The following is a 16,553-nucleotide window of genomic DNA, read 5'->3' on the forward strand; positions in this document are numbered from 1 at the left end:
GGGCGGCGGGGCCCCCCCCCCCCCCCCCGGGGCGCCCGCCGCCCCGGGGGGGGGGGGCCGGGCCCTCCCCGTTCCGGGGATCCCATTCATGGAGGTGGACTGTGGAGGGCACCGATGGCACCTGACAGCGACGAGGCCCAGCGCGAGGAGAGCTTCGTGGTGCGCCTCCTCCTCGACTGCGACGGCGTCCGCAGCACCAGCGTGCAGCACGCACGCGAGAACACCCCGATGCGCTGGCCGGGCTGGAGGCCGTCCGAGGTGATCGCCTTCATCGAGGCTCGTGCCGGCCGGCTCGCCCCGACGGCTCCGGCCGGCGGCGACGCGGGCCGCCAGGCAGCACTCGGCACCGACGGCGCCCCCGACCCGCTCAGCATGTCGGGCCCGCTCAGCACATTGGACCCGCCCGCCGCCCTGGAACCGCTCAGCGGCGCGGAACCGCTCAGCGGCTCGGAACCGCTCAGCGGCTCGGAACCGCTCAGCGGGTTGGAACCGCTCCCTGTGCGGCTCGGCGTTCAGGTCGAACCCGCCGGGCCTCGCCCAGGGGAACCGTTCACCATCGCGCTGTCGGTCGGCTTCGCCCCCGCCCGCCCGCTGCCCACCGGGCCGCTGGAGTACCACACCGTCGCAGGGGTCCGGCCCGGCGATGCCGCGCCCGGCGCCGCGGGGAGCGCCGAGCACGGGACCGCCCCGGGCGGGACGGTGCTCCGCGCCCAGGGACGGCTCTCCGCGCACGCCGCGGTCATCCGGCTGACCAGTCCGGGGCTGCCCACCGGGCACCACCTGATCGATGCCGCCGTAAGCCTGCGGGTCGGAGGGGTCGGGCGTCCCGTCGGCCTCGCCACCGCCACGCAGGTCGTGCTCGAGGTCACGGACCGCCGAGGATCCGCGCCCCTTCCCGCGCCGAGAGGAACAAGCCCCACGAAACCGGAGTCGAATACCGACACGGGCGCCCGTCACCCCGGTGGAACATGAAAGCCGTTCGCATGTTTTCCCCGGCGATGTGACGGTGGCCTCGGTCTGACCTTCTTTCGGCAGGCCGCTCGGAGCCATGCCGCGATTCGCGTGCGTCGCTACCGGCCCACTCCCGCGTTGCCGGGCAGAATTGCCGAGCGACGGTCCACGACAGAAAGCGGGAACAACGTGGCAACGGTTACCGATGGCGTTTACCGGATCGGTCTTGACAACAATCAGTTTCTCACCGCGGAAGGCCGCGATCGCAGCGTTATTCTGCCCGAAAACGGACGCGGCCAGGAATGGGAGGTCCGACGCACGGATAATGACACATACACGATCCAGCAGACGTCCGACCAGCTCTTCCTCGGTTTCGACGGTGACCCTGACACGTTCGAGCTGGTGCGCCCGTTTCCGCAGCCTCGCGAGTGGCGGATCGAGCAGGGCCCCAGGCCGGGCTCCTTCGTCATCGGAGCCGTCGACAGCGACCTGACCGTCGGGCTGCACCCGGCACTCATCTATCCGCCGATGGTGGCGCTCTCGCCCATCTTCCGCCAGGACCAGGGGTGGAAGTTCCAGGCGGTCAACTAGTCCGGCCAGGCATCGGTCGGCAGCCCGGCCGACCGGCCCCGTGTGCACACCCGGATTCGGCGCGTGTGCACACGGGGAGCCCTCGGTGAGTGACCCCGGGTCGTTCTGATCGACAGCGCGGGCTCACCGGGAACCGCGGCGGGCGGCGGGCAGGCGGGACGCGCCGACGTGGTCGTCGAGCCAGCCGGTCAGCCGGCGCGTCTCCCGCCAGCCCGCCGCCACGTGCTCGGCGCACTCCGGCTCGGCCAGCCACGGCGGCTCACCGAAGTCACGGGCGGCCGTGAGGGTCCGGTGCCGCAGCAGCTCGATGCGTGGATGATCCGCGTCGTAGCCCCGCGGCCGGGTCTTGAGCGTCGTGCCCGAGACCTCGTACCCCGCCTCCCGCAGCTCACGCACCAGCGCCTCGAGCCGCGGCCCCGTCCGGTCGTCGGCGACCGCGGCGCGCAGCCGCTCCACCTGGTCGGGCGCGGTCTGCCAGTAACCAGCCGCGATCATCAGCCCGCGTGCGGAGACCTGGACGTAGCCGCCCCGCTCGTTGTGGGCGCCGATCGCGGTCTTGTAGGGCGACTTGTCCTTCGAGAATCGAACGTCCCTGTGCGGACGGAAAACGTGCGGTGCGCCGAACTCCGGCTCGAGGGCGTCGAGCAGGGCGAGCATCGGGGCCCGGACGGCCTTCTCGTAGGTGTCGCGATGATCCGTCCAGTACGCCTTGCTGTTGTCGGCCTCGAGGCCCTCGAAGAAGATCAACGCTTCGACGGGGAAGCCTGTGAACTCGGGCATCGGCGCTCCTGGGCCGCGAACCGGCAGGACGCGCGCATCCTACGGCGGCCCACCGACAACTCTGCCGGACAGCGCGGCCGGACAGCGCGGCCGGCCCGCCCCGGGCCCCGGTGACATCGCCATACCCCAACAGAGACCGATCGAGACCGACAGGCCGGGGCAATTGTCAAAGAATTGTCCAAGGTCAGGAGCCTGCACACCCAGGACGGTGGGCGTTGGAAGACATCGGTCGTGGTCAAACGAGCACATCACGCGCCGACGTGAATGAACCGAAAACAACGACACGCGGCATCCGGGCCGAGGCGCGCCGGCCGCGATGGGCACAGGTTGGACGCAAACCGGGGCGTCTGATTGCATAGCTCCCCGACGGGGGTTGGCAGAAGCGGGTGGAACCCGTACCCGACGAGAGCATGTGAGACGCGATGACGACGCGGGCACGAGACCTGCTCAACCGATCCCGCGCGCTCCTGGGTGGCTCCCGCGGCATAGCGGCCCAGCTGCGGGGTGGTGATCTCCCGACTCCCCTGCCCCGGCCGGAGCAGCCGGCCCCCGCCGGCCTCGCCAGGCGCCCCGCGGCCCATGGCGGAAGGTCCGCGAACGAGCCGTGGGTTCGGCCGGGAATCCCCGCGGCGGACGCCGGGGTGACGCGACCGGCCCGCCGCGGCGGCACCGGCATCAGCACCAGCGCCGCGGACCAGTCGGCCCACGCCATGCGGGCCGAGACGTCCCCGGCAGCCTCCCCGGCCAACGGGTCGGCCGTGACGGCGCCGCCCGCGGCCGAGGCGCTCTCCGCGATCTGCGCGGACGTGGCGCTGCGCGACCTCAACCTGGTCGACTCCCTGCTCTCCCAGCTCGAGGACATGGAGGCCAAGGAGGAGGACACCGACCGCCTCGCCGAGTTGTACCGGCTGGACCACCTCGCCACCCGGCTGCGCCGCAACGCCGAGAACCTGCGGGTGCTCGCGGGCCGCGACGCCGGCGACGCCTCGTCCGACACGGCCGCGCTGGTCGACGTCGTGCGCGCGGCGATGTCGTCCATCGACCACTACTCGCGGGTCACGATCGGCCGGGTGGTCCCGCTCGGTGTGGTCGGCTTCGCCGCCGAGGACGTCGGTCGGCTGCTGGCAGAGCTGCTGGACAACGCGACCAAGTCGTCTCCCCCGACCGCGCCGGTACGGGTCGGCGTGCATCTCACGGAGCTGGGCAGCGCGCTGCTGCGGGTCGAGGACGAGGGCATCGGGCTCCCGCCGGACCGGCTGCGGCAGCTCAACGAGCGGCTGGCCGGCGATCCCGTCCTGGACGACGACGCGGTGCGCCACATGGGCCTGGCCGTGGTGCGCCGGCTCGCGATCCGCCACGACCTGCGGATCTGGCTCGATCGCCGCCACCCCCACGGGACGACCGCCTCGGTGCTCATCCCCTCCGCCCTGATCTGCGAACTGCCCGAGGGCAGCTGGTCGGGTACGCAGACCGTGATGATCCGCGACGGCGACCCCGCCGCGCCGGGTCCGTCCGGGCGTCCCGCCGCGCGCGACGGTCAGCCGCGAGCGGACGTCCAGGGCCAGGGGCCGGGCGTGAAACGGTCCGGCAACGGAGCGGGCCACGTGCGCGAATCCACGCTGTTCACCCGCGCGGGCAGCGCGTCGGCCAGGCCAGCGCCAGCGCCGAGCAGGGATGCGGCGACTCCGGCCGCACCCCCCGCGGCGGACTCCCTGATCGGCGGCACGACCGCGAGCGGTCTCCCCCGCCGGGTGTCGCGCAGCCTCAAGAACCCCGCGGGCGACGGCGCGCGTCCACCCGCTGCCACGGCACCCACAGCCACCATGCCCGCGGCAGCCGCCATGCCCGCGGTAACCGCCCCCACCGCGACCGCGGTGCCCGCAACACCTGCGGTGGCTCCCGCGCCGTCGACACCGACACCGACACCCGCCGCGGCGTCCACGGAAGACCAGGAAGACGCGACAGGCACGGCCGGCGTCCCTCCCGCGGAGGAGGGCGGATCGACGGCCACACAGGCGCTTTCGGCCCGGGCCGCGGAGCACGCGAGACTACTCGCGGATCTCGACGCCTTCAGCGAAGGCGAACGGATCGCCCACGAACACCAGCGAGGGGACTGAGGACACATCCGTGACGGATCAGACCAATCGCCAGCCGGACCACGACTTCAGCTGGCTGATCAACGACTTCGTCGGCAAGGTCCACGGCGTCACCCATGCCCTGATCCTCTCGTCCGACGGCCTGTCGCTCACCGCGTCCGACGGGGTGAGCTCGGCGGAGCGGGACCAGCTGGCGGCGATAGCCAGCGCGATGCTCAGCCTTGCCCGCAACAGCGCGACGCTGTTCGACCGCGGAACCTGCGAGCAGATCATCGTGCGGCTCAGCGGCGGCTACTTCCTGTTCATGAGCATCGACGAGGGAGCGGGACTCGCCGTGCTGACCGGACCGGACTGCGACATGAAGGTGGTCGGCTACGAGATGACGCAGTTCGTACTGCACGCCGGCCACGCGCTCACCCCGGACCGGCGCGCGGACCTGCGCCGCGTCCTGGTCGGACGTCAGGTACCGAGCTGAGCCGGGCCAACACGGCGGATCACCGCACGGATGATCCGCCGCGGCGACCCAACGCACCGGACCAGGACGGGTGACGGACCAGAATCGTGAAGAACATGCCGGAAGACTCCGCACAGAACGGACGGCCGAGGCGTGGCCCGCGCAGCAAGCGGATCCGCCCCTACGCCCTCACCGGGGGCCGGACGAGGGCCCGCCATCACCTGCTCGTCGAGACCCTGGTCTCGGTGCCGAGCTACGACCCGACGCTCAGCGAGACGCTGATGCCCGAGTCCAAGGCGCTGTACGAACGCGCCCGGGGGCAGCTGTCCATCGCCGAGCTCTCGGTGATGCTGTCGATCCCACTCGGGGTGGTCCGCGTCCTGATCAGCGATCTGGCCGCGCAGGGAGCGATCCTCATCCACCCCACGGCCCACACCTACCACCACGATCGAAACGTGCTCGAAAGGATTCTCAGTGGCCTGCGGGAGCTCCCGGTCTGACGCACCTCCGGACCCGGACGGCGGTGCGGGGTGGACATGATTCCGACCGACGCCGACGGACTTGACCCCGCCACGGCGATCTCCGCGAAGATCGTGATCGCGGGCGGGTTCGGAGTGGGGAAGACGACGCTGGTCAGGTCGATCTCGGAGGTGCCTCCACTCAACACGGAGGCGTGGATGACCGAGGCCAGCGAAGGCATCGACGACCTGTCGATGAGCGGTGCGAAGAGCACGACGACGGTCGCGATGGACTTCGGCCGGATCTCGCTGTTCCCGGATCTGGTGCTGTACCTGTTCGGCACCCCGGGCCAGCCCCGTTTCTGGTTTCTCTGGGACGACCTGTCCCGCGGCGCGCTGGGCGCGGTCGTTCTCGTCGACAGCCGCCGCCTCGACCAGTCCTTCGCCGCGCTGAACTACTTCGAGAACGATTCGACGGTCCCGTACATCGTCGCCGTCAATCGTTTCGAGGGAAAGCTGTGGCACGACGTCGACGAGGTCCGGGAGGCACTCGCGCTGCGCCCGGACATCCCGCTCGTCACCTGCGACGCCCGCGAGACGGCGTCGACGGCCCAGGTGCTGCGGGACCTGGTTGTTCACACGATGTCACTGGCCCAGGTCCCGGAACCCAGGAGGACACGGACGCATGCGTAAGATCCTGATCGTCGGCGCGGGCCAGTCGGGCCTGCAGCTGGCCCTGACCCTGCGCGAGCACGACTACGACGTGACGGTGATGTCCGCGCGCTCCCCCGAGGAGATCCGCCGGGGCCGGGTCATGTCGACCCAGGCGATGTTCCACAGCGCGCTGCAGACCGAGCGCGACCACGGGCTCAACCTCTGGGAGGCCGACACCGTCCGCGTCGAGGGCCTCGGGGTCTCGATCGCGGGGCCGGACGGCAGCCGGCCTCTCGACTGGTTCGCCCCGCTGGACCACTACGCGCAGTCGGTCGACCAGCGGGTCAAGATGGCCGGCTGGGCCGAGCTGTTCGAGGAGCGCGGCGGCAAGCTCATCCTGCACGGTGTCACCACGGCCGACCTGAACGGGCTCGCCGAGCTCTACGACCTCGTCGTGGTCGCCGCCGGCAAGGGCGAGCTGGTCGGCCTGTTCGACCGCGACACCGCCCGCTCGCCGTACACCTCACCCCAGCGCGCGCTGTCGCTCGCGTACGTGCACGGCCTGGCGCCCAGGCCGGAGCATCCCACCGCGCCGGGCGTGCGATTCAACATCATCCCCGGCGTCGGCGAGCTGTTCATGATCCCGGCGTACACGCTGAGCGGGAACTGCGACATCCTCTTCTTCGAGGGCATCCCGGGCGGCCCGCTGGACTGCTGGGACGACCACCCGAAGCCCGACGAGCACCTGCGCCGCATCCTGGACCTCATCGAGCGGTTCCTGCCCTGGGAGTACGAGCGCTGCGCGAAGGTCGAGCTCACCGATGCCCACGCGACCCTCTCCGGCGGGTACACGCCCGTCGTGCGGCGGCCGGTGGGCAACCTGCCGTCGGGCGGGGCGGTGCTCGGGATGGCCGACGTCGTCGTGGCGAACGACCCGATCACCGGCCAGGGCTCGAACAACGCCGCGAAGTGCGCCGCGTCCTACCTGGACAGCATTCTCGAGCACGGTGCCAGGCCGTTCGACCAGGCGTGGATGCAGGCCGCCTTCGACCGCTACTGGGCGAGCGCGCAGGACGTCACGGTCTGGACGAACGCCCTGCTGCAGCCCCCGCCGCCGCACGTGCAGCAGATCCTCGGCGCCGCGCAGGCGAACCCCACGGTCGCCCGGCGGTTCGTGAACGGCTTCGACAATCCGTCCGACTTCCAGGACTGGTTCCTCGACCCGGAGAAGGCGGCGGCCTACCTGGCTTCCGTCTGAGCCCACGCGCACCCGCCGCGGCCGGCGCCAGCCGGCCCGGCACGGCGGCGTCGGCGTCAGCGGCGTCGGCCGGGCCTGTTCGCCGCCGGCCCGCCAGCCCCGTTCCGGCCGCCGCCGGCCAGCTGGCAGCTGTCAGTGCTGGTGGACGATACAGAAGCGCAGTGCCTTGTCCTGGTCGTCGACCAGGACGCTGGTCAGGTTGATCCTCATCGCCGGCCCGTCAGAGGTTGATCATGTGGCCGGCGAGGCCGTGGATCGCCTCCTGCAACGCCTCGCTCAGCGTCGGGTGGGTGTGCACGTTGCGGGCGAGCTCGAGCGCGGTGAGGTCCCATTTCTGGGCCAGCGTCAGCTCGGGCAGCAGCTCGGAGACGTCCGGGCCGATCAGGTGGCCGCCGAGCAGCTCGCCGTACTTCGTGTCGGAGATCAGCTTGACGAAGCCGTTCGGGTCGCCCAGGCCGTGGGCCTTGCCGTTCGCGGTGAACGGGAACTTGGCCACCTTGATGTCGTGGCCCTCCTCCCGCGCCTGCGCCTCGGTGAGACCGAAGCTGGCCACCTGCGGCTGGCAGAACGTGGCCCGCGGCATCATCCGGTAGTCACCGAGCGTCACCGTCTCCGCGCCGGCGATGGTCTCGGACGCGACGACGCCCTGCGCCTCGGCGACATGCGCCAGCATGAGCTTCGCCGTCACGTCGCCGATGGCGTAGATGTGCTCGACGTTGGTGCGCATGTGGTCGTCGATCGCGATCGCGCCGCGGTCGGTGAGCGCCACGCCGGTGTTCTCCAGGCCGAAGCCCTCGACGTTGGGCGCGAACCCGATGGACATGAGGACCTTGTCCACCTCGAGCGAGCCCCGGGCGCCGTCCTTGCCGGTGTACTCGACGGTCACCGAGGAGCCGTTGTCCGTCACCGTCTCGACCTTGGTCGAGGTCAGGATCGGCACGCCGAGCTTCTTGTACTGGCGGACGATCTCCTTGGAGACGTCGGCGTCCTCGTTCGGCAGCGCGCGGTCGAGGAACTCGATGATCGTGACGTCCACGCCGTAGTTGCGCAGGACGTAGGCGAACTCCATGCCGATCGCCCCGGCACCGACGATCACCATCGACCGCGGCAGCTCGCGGGTGAGGATCTGCGTCTCGTAGGTGACGATGTTGTCGGAGAGCTCCACACCGGGCAGCAGGCGCACCCGCGAACCCGTCGCGATGATCGCGTGGTCGAAGCTCACCTGGTCGGTGCCGCCGGCGGAGAGCGCGACGTCCAGGGTGTTCGGGTCACGGAAGGTACCGCGGCCGGTGAACTCGGTGATCTTGTTCTTCTTCATCAGGAAGTGCACGCCCTTGACGCGCCCCTCGGCGACCTGGCGGCTGCGGTCGAAGGCGGCGCCGAAGTCGAAGCTCACCTCGCCGGAGATACCGAAGGTCTTCGCCTCGTGGGCGAACAGGTGCGCGAGCTCGGCGTTGCGCAGCAACGCCTTCGAGGGGATGCACCCGACGTTCAGGCAGACGCCGCCCCAGTACTTCTCCTCGACGACCGCGACCGACAGCCCGAGCTGGGCCGCCCGGATCGCCGCGACGTAGCCGCCAGGACCTCCACCTAGGACGACGAGATCAAAGTGCGCTGCCATAGGTCCACCCTACGATCAGTCAGGACGCCGATTCGCGGCGCGGTGCGGAGATTTCAACCACGCATGCTGCCAGCGTCATTCCGCCTCGCCCACAGGTGGGCGCGCCAGGCCGGCCGGCCATGTCCGGCGCTCCCCGTGCCGCGGCGGCGGATGCGCGCCGGAGCAGTAGGTGCGCACAGAGCGGACGGACGTTTTCCAGGATCACACGGATGCCACCGGTGCCGCGGATTTCGGCCCGGCGGTCACCGGCCGCCCGCGTGGCTCAGCCGGGCACCGCGCGCAGCGGGGATCGTCCAACCCGGAGCCGGTCCAGGGCGGCGGCGGTCGGCGCGTCCGCCGGTAGCTGCACGACGAGCCGCAGGTCGTCGTCGGCGGGCAGCTCCAGCGTCTCGAAGGCCAGTCTCAGCTCACCCGCCTCGGGATGGGCGAGGCGGGTGACGCCGCTGGCCGCGGGCAGGCCCGGCACCGAGGCGACCCGCTCGACGAAGGCCGCTCCGGCGGTGACGGTGAGCTCGTCGGCGAGCGCCGCGACGTAGCGGTCCGCCAGGAAGGGACCCTGCTTGAGCGCGGCCACCTGGTCGTCCGCGACCTGGCCCCAGTCGGGCCAGGCCCGGCGCGCCCGCTCGTCGGTGAAGACGAAGCGGGCCAGGTTCGGCACGGCACCCGAGCGCGGCGAGCCGTCCAGCAGGCCGATCGGACGGGCGAGCCGCTCGTAGGCCGGGGTGTAGGCGAGCACGTCGCTCACCCGGTTGAGCAGCAGCGCGGCGGCGGGCTCGAGGTGCGCCAACAGCGCCCGCACGGTCGGGCGCACCGCGCGGGCCGGTGCCGCGCCCACCCCGCAGGTGAATCCGCCCTCGGCTCCCTTGCTGAGCCGGTGCAGGTGGATCCGCTCGCGCGGGGTGAGCCGCAGCGTGTCGGCGAGGGTGGCCAGCACCGCGGCGGAGGGCCGGCGATCACGGCCCTGCTCCAGGCGCGTCACGTACTCCACGCTGACACCGGCGAGCGTCGCCAGCTCGGAGCGGCGCAGCCCCGGGGTACGCCGGCGGGAACCGATTGGCAGGCCGACGTCCGACGGGTGGACCGCCTCGCGCCGGGCCCGCAGGAAGAGACCCAGTTCGTTGCCGGCCATGGCCCCGACCGTAACCCACCGCGACGGACGGATCGTGGCCCTCTCACTACCAGCCTCCGGCCGGCCTCCCCGGCACCGGCCGCGGCGCGCCACCGTGGGCGGCATGCCCGAAGACACCCTCAACCTCGCTGTGATCATCGGAAGCGTCCGGGAGGGCCGGTTCGGCCCGGTGGTCGCACGGTGGTTCGTCGAGCAGGCCGAAGCGCACGGCGGATTCGCCGTCGACCTGATCGACCTCGCCGACACCCCGCTCCCGCTCGCGCTGCCGGCGGTGCCGCCGGCGCTCGCGCCGGACCTCGCCCGTCCCCCCGCCATGGCGGAGCTGAGCCGGCGCGTCGCGGCGGCGGACGCCTACGTCGTCATCACGCCCGACTACAACCGCAGCTATCCGGCGTCGCTCAAGGCGGCCATCGACTGGTACCACCTGGAGTGGCGGGCCAAGGCGATCGGGTTCGTCGGGTACAGCGGGGCCAGCGGCGGCCTGCTCGCCATCGAGCACCTGCGGCAGGTGTTCGGCGAGCTGCACGCGCACACCGTGCGCCACTACGTCTCGTTCCCGCGGTACTACCAGCTGTTCGACGCCGCCGGGACGCTCACCGACCAGCAGGAGCCCGCCGAGGCCGCGAAGATCCTGTTGGACGAGCTCCAGTGGTGGGGCGAGGTCCTGCGCGACGCCCGGCTGACGCGGCCGCTCGGGCTGGTTCCCGCGGCTCGCTCGTAGCCCCGAACACGTCAGCGCAGCTCGTCGGTGACCCAGCTGATCGCGGCGGACGGCGTGGCCACGACCCGGGCCTGCCGGGGCAGCGGCGGCCGGTCGACCATCACGACCGGCAGCCGGAGCCGGCGCGCGGCCACCAGCTTGGCCGCCGTCAGCGAGCCGCCGCTGTCCTTGGTGACGACGGTGTCGACCTCGTGGCGGCGCAGCAGCGCGGTCTCCGCGTCCACGGTGAAGGGGCCGCGGTCGAGCAGGACGCGCAGCCGTCGTGGGACCGGCCCCGGCGGCGGTTCGACGGATCGCGCCAGGAACCAGTGGTCGAGCCCGGCGAAGGCGGCGACCCCGGAACGGCCCACAGTGAGGAACACCCGGCGACCGCGCCGCTCTCCGGGCTCGCCCGGTTCACCGGGATCGCCGGGATCGCCGGGATCGCCGGGATCGCCGGGATCGCCGGGATCGCCGGGCCCGGCGGGCCCGCCGGGGTGGCCAACGGCGAGCAGCGCGGCCGCCGCGGGCAGCGACGGCACCCGCCGCCAGTCGTCACCGTCGCTCTCCGTCCAGCCGGGACGGCGCACCACCAGCAGCGGCACGCCGGCCGCGGCGCATGCGGCGACCGCCGCCGCCGTGATCCGCGCCGCGAAGGGATGGGTCGCGTCGACCACCGCGGCCACGTCATGTTCCCGCAGGAACTCGACCAGGCCGTCCGGGCCACCGAACCCACCGCTGCGGACGGTGGCCCCCGCCGGCACCGTCGACACTGTCGGGGGCCGCAGCCGGCCGGCGAGGGAGTAGACCACGTCGAGATCCGCGCGGTCGGCGAGGGCGGCGGCGAGCCGCCGGGCCTCGGCGGTCCCGCCCAACAGCAGCACGCGCCGGGTCATCGGCCGGCACCCGGCCGGCAGGCCCCGGGTGCTCGGTAGGGACCGGCCGGCTGCACAGCACCAGTCTCCCCCATCCGCCCGTCTCATCAGCTCCGCTCCGGCCCATCAGCTCCGCCTCGTCTCGTCCGCTCCGTTCCGCAGGCCGTTCTTCACGGCCGCGCCTCCTCCCTTCCTCCCGGGTCGCCCGGTTGTCTTTCCCTGGTATTCGATCTCGCCTCTGCTGCCTCTCCGTGCGGCTCCTGGTGCCGTGCGCATCCGGGCATGCGCGAGGTCGCGCCGTCCGGCATTGGCGGGCTCGCGGGTTCTCACCCATCTGGGCGATGCGGCGGGCCGTCGGACGCGCGGCCGGGGTGCCGTCCGGATACCGACCAAGTGCCGACCGGTGGGCGCCCCTGCGGCCACCCGGCACCCGCCGCTTCGACTCCGCGCAGGTCATGGGCCTGAAAGCCGTCGAACCGTGGCCGTCAAGTAGGCCGTAACGCGATCCACACGAGCGCACGGTCACACCCCGACCGGACCCAGACCACCCGCCCGAACAGGCGGTTGGCACGGTAGCCACCCATAAGATGCACGTGACTGCCTTAAACCCATTTCTTACGACATGGTCGTTCTTCCGACATGGTCGATTCGATTTGGGCGCGGCCCCGGGAGGGGGACGATGAGCGACACTCCGCAGAGCGCGGTCGGGGTGGGTCCAGGCGAGCCGGCAGCGCCCGCCAGTCGGATCGAACCCGTGCGCGATGCGGTGTTTACCCCGCTGACGCCGCACGATCCACACAGTGTGAGCCGATATCTGCTGCGAGCCCGGATCGGCGAAGGCGGCATGGGCGCGGTGTACTTGTCGTACACCCCCGGCGGACGTCCGATCGCGCTCAAGGTGGCCCGCCCGGAACTCGCGGCGGACCCCGACTTCCGCAGCCGGTTCTCGAAAGAGGTCGCGATCGCGCGGCGGGTCCAGGGGCCCTACACCGTTCCTGTGATCGACGCTGATCCCGAGGCCCTGCGCCCGTGGATCGCCACAGCCTATGTCGCCGCCCCCTCGCTGGCGGTCGCCGTGGTGCGCCAGGGCGCGCTCCCGTCGGCGACCGTGCTGATGCTGATCGCGGGCGTGGCCGAGGCACTGCAGTCCATACACCGGTCGGGTGTGATCCACCGCGATCTGAAGCCCGGCAACGTCATCCTGGCCGACGACGGGCCGCGCGTCATTGATTTCGGTGTGGCCCGCGCCATCGAGACATCGACCGCGGCCATGACCCAAACGGGTGTACGCATAGGAACACCCGCATTCATGTCACCGGAACAGGTCCGGGGAAAGCAGATCGACGCCGCGGGCGATGTCTTCGCACTCGGCTCGACCGCCTATTACGCCCTGACCGGACGTCCCCCGTTCGGGTCAGATGCCGCGGTGTTCCACCGCATCGAGCACCAACAGCCCGACTGGGACCACTGCCCGGACAACGTGCGGGAGGTACTCGCCCGTTGCCTCGCGAAGGACCCGGCGGAGCGGCCGACGTCCACGCAGGTCATCGAGCTGTGCCGATCCGCGATCACCGACGACCTGTACCTGCAGACCGGCGGCGGATGGCTGCCGCCCACGGTCGCGGCCGAGGTCACCCGGTACCGGATCTCCACGGTGCCCTCGCCGACCGCGAGCATGCCGGCGGTCCCGCCGCCCACGTTCCAGTCGGCGCCGACGGGCGCGCCCGACGCGATGGACGCGCTGGGCACGCCGTTCCCGAGCGAGCCGAGCGACAACGTCGCCGCCCCCCACTCGGCGTCGCCCTACTCGTCGGCGTCGATCACCCACATCGCGCGTGCCCCCCATCCGCCCCATGCGCTCAACGCGGGGAACTCCCCGCGGGCCCTCAACGCGGCCCGCCAGCCACGGGCCCTGTGCGCACCCCGCGTCCCCCGCGCGATCGGGGCGGCGAGCGTCGCCGCCGCCGGCGCGGCCGGCGGCGCACAAGCCCTGGCCGGCCCGCCGGCCGGTGGCTCCGGTGGCCTCAGCGGCCCTGGTGGTCCTGGTCGTGCCGGTGGTCCTGGTGGTGCCGGTGGCCCTGGTGGTGCCGGTGGCCCTGGTGGTGCCGGTGGCCCTGAGCCATCCGGCGCACCCGGCTCGCCGGGCGCGGCCGGTGCGTCCGACGAGCCCGGGAGGCTCGACGCCGCGGGTGCCGCGGCCGGTTACGACACCTCCGGTGGACTCGGAACGCCCGCCCCCAGTGCCGAGGACGGCGCGGGTATGCCGGAGTCCGTCGCGAACGGGATGAACGGCGCGCAGGCCGCGTTCGGGTCGTCCGCGGTTCGCGGCGCCCTCGCGGCCGCCAGCCCCTCCGCCCCCGCGAACGCCCCGGCTCAGCCACCCGGCAGATCCACACCGGACGGCCCTGCCGAGCCGAGCGCTCCCGCGGGGCCGGGCACGGGCACGGGATCTCCGGGCATCGGCTCCTCCGGCCCGGCGGGTTCCCCCAGGCTCACGGACTCCCCCGGGCCCGGGCTCGCGGGTTCCGGCGGGCTCGCGGGTTCCGGCGGTTCCGCGGCGCCGGGCGGATTCGCGCCCCGGGCCGCCGCGGGCTCGGCTTTCCCTGGTTTGGCCCCGTCCCCGGGCTCGCCGGGTTCCGCCGGCGCCCCCGGCGCCCCCGGCCCAGCCGGGACCACCGACTCATCCGGCCCGGCCGCCCCAGGCGACCAGGCCACGCCACGGAACGCACAGGACTCCCAGAACTCCCAGAACGCTCGGGACTCCGGGGACGAGCGAGGTGCCGGGGGCGCGTCCGGGTCAGCCGGGTCGGACGGGCCACGGCAGGCCGGTGACCCCGCTTCCCCGTCCGACTCGGGCGACGGCGACCCGTCCGGGGCCCGCCGCCGCGGCCGCCGTCGGCGTCGCCGCCTGGTGACCGTCGTGCTGGCCCTGCTCGTCACCGTCAGCGCGGTGTTCTTCTGGCTGGCCTCCAAGCCGGCTGGCGGCGAGCCCGTCGCGCTCGTGGTCACCCCGTCGCAGGACGTCGGTACGGACGGTCCGGGCTCCCCCGAAGCGTCGCCGGGCGCCATCCGCCGGGAGTCGAGGACGACGCCGAGGGCTGCCGAGGCCTCGCCCACGGCCACGCCGAAGCCGACCGTGCCGAAGCCGGCGACCGGCGAGACCCCGCGGGCGGCACCCGTCGCCCCGCGGGTCTCCCCCACGCCCACTCAGCGGCTCAGCTGCCCCGCCAAACCCGCCACCAGGGCCAACGGTGACGGGACCGGTGTCCTGATCAACGCGAGCGTCCTGCGAGAGGGCCCGGCGGACACCTGCGGAGCGGTCGTGACGCTCGTGCGGGGCCGGAAGTTCTGGCTGTGGTGCAACGTCGTGACGAAGACCAACGACACGTGGTGGTGGGCACGCCTCGACGGGACCGAGACCTACGGCTGGGTCCGGGACGACGACATGAAGGTCGACTACACGGATGACGACGGCGACGGCGAGGTCCTCGTCTACAGCTGCGACGGCAAGGTCACCAAGAAGTAGGCCGGACGGGATCCGCGAGGTCAGCGGCTGCCGGGCGGCGCCCCGATGCCGGAGACCCGGGCCCCAGGACCTCCGCCACCAGCAGCGCGACGTCGTCGGTGAGCGCCGAGCCCGTCCACTCCCGGACCCGGGCGACAAGATCACCCAAGCAGTTGTCGAGGGTGGCGGGCCGGGCCAGCGCCGCGCCCACGGCCGGTACCAGCGGGAAGAACTCCCCCGACCCGGGGTGGCGGGCCTCGGCGATGCCATCGGTGTAGAGCAGCACCCGGTCCCCGGGCTCGATCACGATCGAGGTGCTGTCGGCCCCGCCGACCAGAAGCCCGAGCGGCGGCTGCCTGCTGACCGCGGTCAGCGGTCGCGCGGACGTCCGGCGTATCAGGATCGGATCGGGGTGCCCGGCGTTGACCATGTCCATCCGGTCGCCGCGGATCTGCACGACGACGGCGGTGACGAAGTCGTCCAGGCCGCTGATCTCGGCGACCTCCCGGTCCAGGTCGATCAGGACGGCGCCGAGATCCGGGCGGAGCCGGGCGACGACCCGGAAGCAGCCGAGTACCCGGCTGGCGATCCCGACCGCGTCCAGGCCCTTGCCGCGCACATCACCGATCAGCAGCCGGGTGCCCCACGGGCTGTCCACCACCTCGTAGAGATCACCGCCCACCATCGCCTCGGCGGCGGCACTCTCATAGCGGACGGCCAGCCGTAACTGCCCCGAGAGCACCGGCACACAGGACAGGATCGCCCGCTGGGCCATCTCGGCGACCCTGGTGACGTTCTGCAGCTTCGTCTCACGTCGCGTGTTGTACCGGCTGACCAGGACGGCCATGACTCCCCCGACAGCCACCCCGGTGAGTCGCACCAGCTGGGCGGCCAGCCCGCCCTCGTTGCCGGCGAACAGCCCGTCCTGCAGGCCCATCAACACGCAGGCCAGCAACGCCACGACCGCGTAGACCGTGGTCAGGGCGGGCCCGGCCAGGGTGGCCGCGAGCAACGGACTGAGGACGGTGAGCTCGAGAATCGTCCAGTGATCGCTCGTGAACTGGACGCCGACGATCACACCGAGCATCGCCAGCGGGGCTCCCCACACCGCCCACCTGGCGATCAGGCGGCGCGCCCGCGGCCCACGCCCCTGCTGATCGGCCCCCCGGGGCGCGGCATCCGGCCCGCGTTCCGTCCCGGTCTCGGTTTCGGTCCAGGGCGCGGCGTCGGCCCGAGGCTCGGTGTCGGTTCGCGCCGCGGCGTCGTCAGGGGCTTTGGGCTGGTCGGGGGCCTCGGGCGGTGTGCCGGGCGGGATCTCCCACGCGCCGCGGTCGCGGGGCCGGCCGCGTCGCCGCCATCGGCGACGCAGCAGGGCGTCAACGCTCACAGCCGGCCCGCCACGACGATCACGGGCCCGGATCACCCCACCTGACTCCGCCGAAATCCACCCTCAGGCTGTTCCCCGAACCCGACTCCCCCGA

The 16,553-nt window shown here is 72.6% G+C and carries 14 protein-coding genes; 9 read left to right on the forward strand and 5 right to left on the reverse strand.

The window, feature by feature from the left end; genetic code table 11:
* Positions 1-114: 114 nt before the first annotated feature.
* Both MXD62_RS25285 and MXD62_RS25290 read left to right on the forward strand, forming a co-directional pair.
* On the forward strand, positions 115-972 hold the full coding sequence (locus MXD62_RS25285) for a hypothetical protein (protein ID WP_248831929.1): 858 nt from the start codon (positions 115-117) through the stop codon (positions 970-972).
* 168 nt (positions 973-1,140) lie between these two features.
* Positions 1,141-1,542 carry a hypothetical protein gene (locus MXD62_RS25290; protein WP_248831930.1) on the forward strand — a complete coding sequence of 134 codons (402 nt, stop codon included), beginning with the start codon at positions 1,141-1,143 and terminating at the stop codon, positions 1,540-1,542.
* Between the two features lie 123 nt (positions 1,543-1,665).
* Here the strand turns inward: MXD62_RS25290 and MXD62_RS25295 are convergent, their stop codons facing one another.
* The gene (locus tag MXD62_RS25295) at positions 1,666-2,322 is read right to left on the reverse strand and encodes a DUF2461 domain-containing protein (protein ID WP_248831931.1); all 657 of its coding nucleotides are present in this window, start codon (positions 2,320-2,322) and stop codon (positions 1,666-1,668) included.
* Positions 2,323-2,744: 422 nt separating this feature from the next.
* Between MXD62_RS25295 and MXD62_RS25300 the strand changes: the two genes are divergently transcribed.
* The 5 genes from MXD62_RS25300 (at position 2,745) to MXD62_RS25320 (ending at position 7,242) form a co-directional block, all read left to right on the forward strand.
* Complete coding sequence (locus tag MXD62_RS25300) at positions 2,745-4,439, forward strand: ATP-binding protein (protein ID WP_251082300.1); 1,695 nt, start codon at positions 2,745-2,747, stop codon at positions 4,437-4,439.
* A gap of 10 nt (positions 4,440-4,449) precedes the next feature.
* On the forward strand, positions 4,450-4,893 hold the full coding sequence (locus tag MXD62_RS25305; protein ID WP_020462934.1) for a roadblock/LC7 domain-containing protein: 444 nt from the start codon (positions 4,450-4,452) through the stop codon (positions 4,891-4,893).
* Between the two features lie 95 nt (positions 4,894-4,988).
* The gene (locus MXD62_RS25310; protein ID WP_112108239.1) at positions 4,989-5,372 is read left to right on the forward strand and encodes a DUF742 domain-containing protein; all 384 of its coding nucleotides are present in this window, start codon (positions 4,989-4,991) and stop codon (positions 5,370-5,372) included.
* Positions 5,373-5,408: 36 nt separating this feature from the next.
* The gene (locus tag MXD62_RS25315) at positions 5,409-6,023 is read left to right on the forward strand and encodes an ATP/GTP-binding protein (protein WP_071062173.1); all 615 of its coding nucleotides are present in this window, start codon (positions 5,409-5,411) and stop codon (positions 6,021-6,023) included.
* Entirely contained in the window at positions 6,016-7,242 is a 1,227-nt protein-coding gene (locus MXD62_RS25320; protein WP_248831933.1) for a styrene monooxygenase/indole monooxygenase family protein, read from the forward strand. Before MXD62_RS25315 ends, MXD62_RS25320 begins: the two co-directional genes overlap by 8 nt.
* A gap of 220 nt (positions 7,243-7,462) precedes the next feature.
* On the opposite strand, the gene lpdA is transcribed toward MXD62_RS25320, so the two are convergent.
* Positions 7,463-8,863, reverse strand: a complete 1,401-nt coding sequence (lpdA, locus tag MXD62_RS25325) for a dihydrolipoyl dehydrogenase (RefSeq protein WP_248831934.1) — start codon at positions 8,861-8,863, stop codon at positions 7,463-7,465.
* A gap of 262 nt (positions 8,864-9,125) precedes the next feature.
* Positions 9,126-9,992: a helix-turn-helix domain-containing protein gene (locus MXD62_RS25330; protein WP_248831935.1), complete on the reverse strand. Its 867-nt coding sequence runs from the start codon at positions 9,990-9,992 to the stop codon at positions 9,126-9,128.
* A gap of 103 nt (positions 9,993-10,095) precedes the next feature.
* Between MXD62_RS25330 and MXD62_RS25335 the strand changes: the two genes are divergently transcribed.
* A complete protein-coding gene (locus tag MXD62_RS25335) occupies positions 10,096-10,713 on the forward strand; it encodes an NAD(P)H-dependent oxidoreductase (RefSeq protein WP_248831936.1) in 618 nt (205 codons plus the stop codon).
* A gap of 11 nt (positions 10,714-10,724) precedes the next feature.
* Here MXD62_RS25335 and MXD62_RS25340 read toward each other — a convergent pair whose 3' ends face one another.
* Positions 10,725-11,588 carry a cobalt-precorrin-6A reductase gene (locus tag MXD62_RS25340; protein WP_248831937.1) on the reverse strand — a complete coding sequence of 288 codons (864 nt, stop codon included), beginning with the start codon at positions 11,586-11,588 and terminating at the stop codon, positions 10,725-10,727.
* A gap of 658 nt (positions 11,589-12,246) precedes the next feature.
* Here MXD62_RS25340 and MXD62_RS39385 point away from each other — a divergent pair.
* A complete protein-coding gene (locus MXD62_RS39385) occupies positions 12,247-15,093 on the forward strand; it encodes a protein kinase (RefSeq protein WP_308301321.1) in 2,847 nt (948 codons plus the stop codon).
* Here the strand turns inward: MXD62_RS39385 and MXD62_RS25350 are convergent.
* A complete protein-coding gene (locus MXD62_RS25350) occupies positions 15,080-16,459 on the reverse strand; it encodes a PP2C family protein-serine/threonine phosphatase (RefSeq protein WP_308301322.1) in 1,380 nt (459 codons plus the stop codon). The two genes, MXD62_RS39385 and MXD62_RS25350, sit on opposite strands and share 14 nt — an antisense overlap.
* Positions 16,460-16,553: the final 94 nt, after the last annotated feature.

Source organism: Frankia sp. Mgl5 (genome assembly GCF_023242985.1).
In the GTDB taxonomy this organism is placed as follows: Bacteria; Actinomycetota; Actinomycetes; order Frankiales; family Frankiaceae; genus Parafrankia; species Parafrankia soli.

Coding starts and splice junctions, on each gene's coding strand:
- MXD62_RS25315 (WP_071062173.1), top strand. CDS start 5,409: ATGATTCCGACCGACGCCGACGGACTTGACCCCGCCACGGCGATCTCC.
- MXD62_RS25340 (WP_248831937.1), bottom strand. CDS start 11,588: ATGACCCGGCGCGTGCTGCTGTTGGGCGGGACCGCCGAGGCCCGGCGG.
- MXD62_RS25295 (WP_248831931.1), bottom strand. CDS start 2,322: ATGCCCGAGTTCACAGGCTTCCCCGTCGAAGCGTTGATCTTCTTCGAG.
- MXD62_RS25330 (WP_248831935.1), bottom strand. CDS start 9,992: ATGGCCGGCAACGAACTGGGTCTCTTCCTGCGGGCCCGGCGCGAGGCG.
- MXD62_RS25320 (WP_248831933.1), top strand. CDS start 6,016: ATGCGTAAGATCCTGATCGTCGGCGCGGGCCAGTCGGGCCTGCAGCTG.
- MXD62_RS25300 (WP_251082300.1), top strand. CDS start 2,745: ATGACGACGCGGGCACGAGACCTGCTCAACCGATCCCGCGCGCTCCTG.
- MXD62_RS25285 (WP_248831929.1), top strand. CDS start 115: ATGGCACCTGACAGCGACGAGGCCCAGCGCGAGGAGAGCTTCGTGGTG.
- MXD62_RS25310 (WP_112108239.1), top strand. CDS start 4,989: ATGCCGGAAGACTCCGCACAGAACGGACGGCCGAGGCGTGGCCCGCGC.
- lpdA (WP_248831934.1), bottom strand. CDS start 8,863: ATGGCAGCGCACTTTGATCTCGTCGTCCTAGGTGGAGGTCCTGGCGGC.
- MXD62_RS25335 (WP_248831936.1), top strand. CDS start 10,096: ATGCCCGAAGACACCCTCAACCTCGCTGTGATCATCGGAAGCGTCCGG.
- MXD62_RS39385 (WP_308301321.1), top strand. CDS start 12,247: ATGAGCGACACTCCGCAGAGCGCGGTCGGGGTGGGTCCAGGCGAGCCG.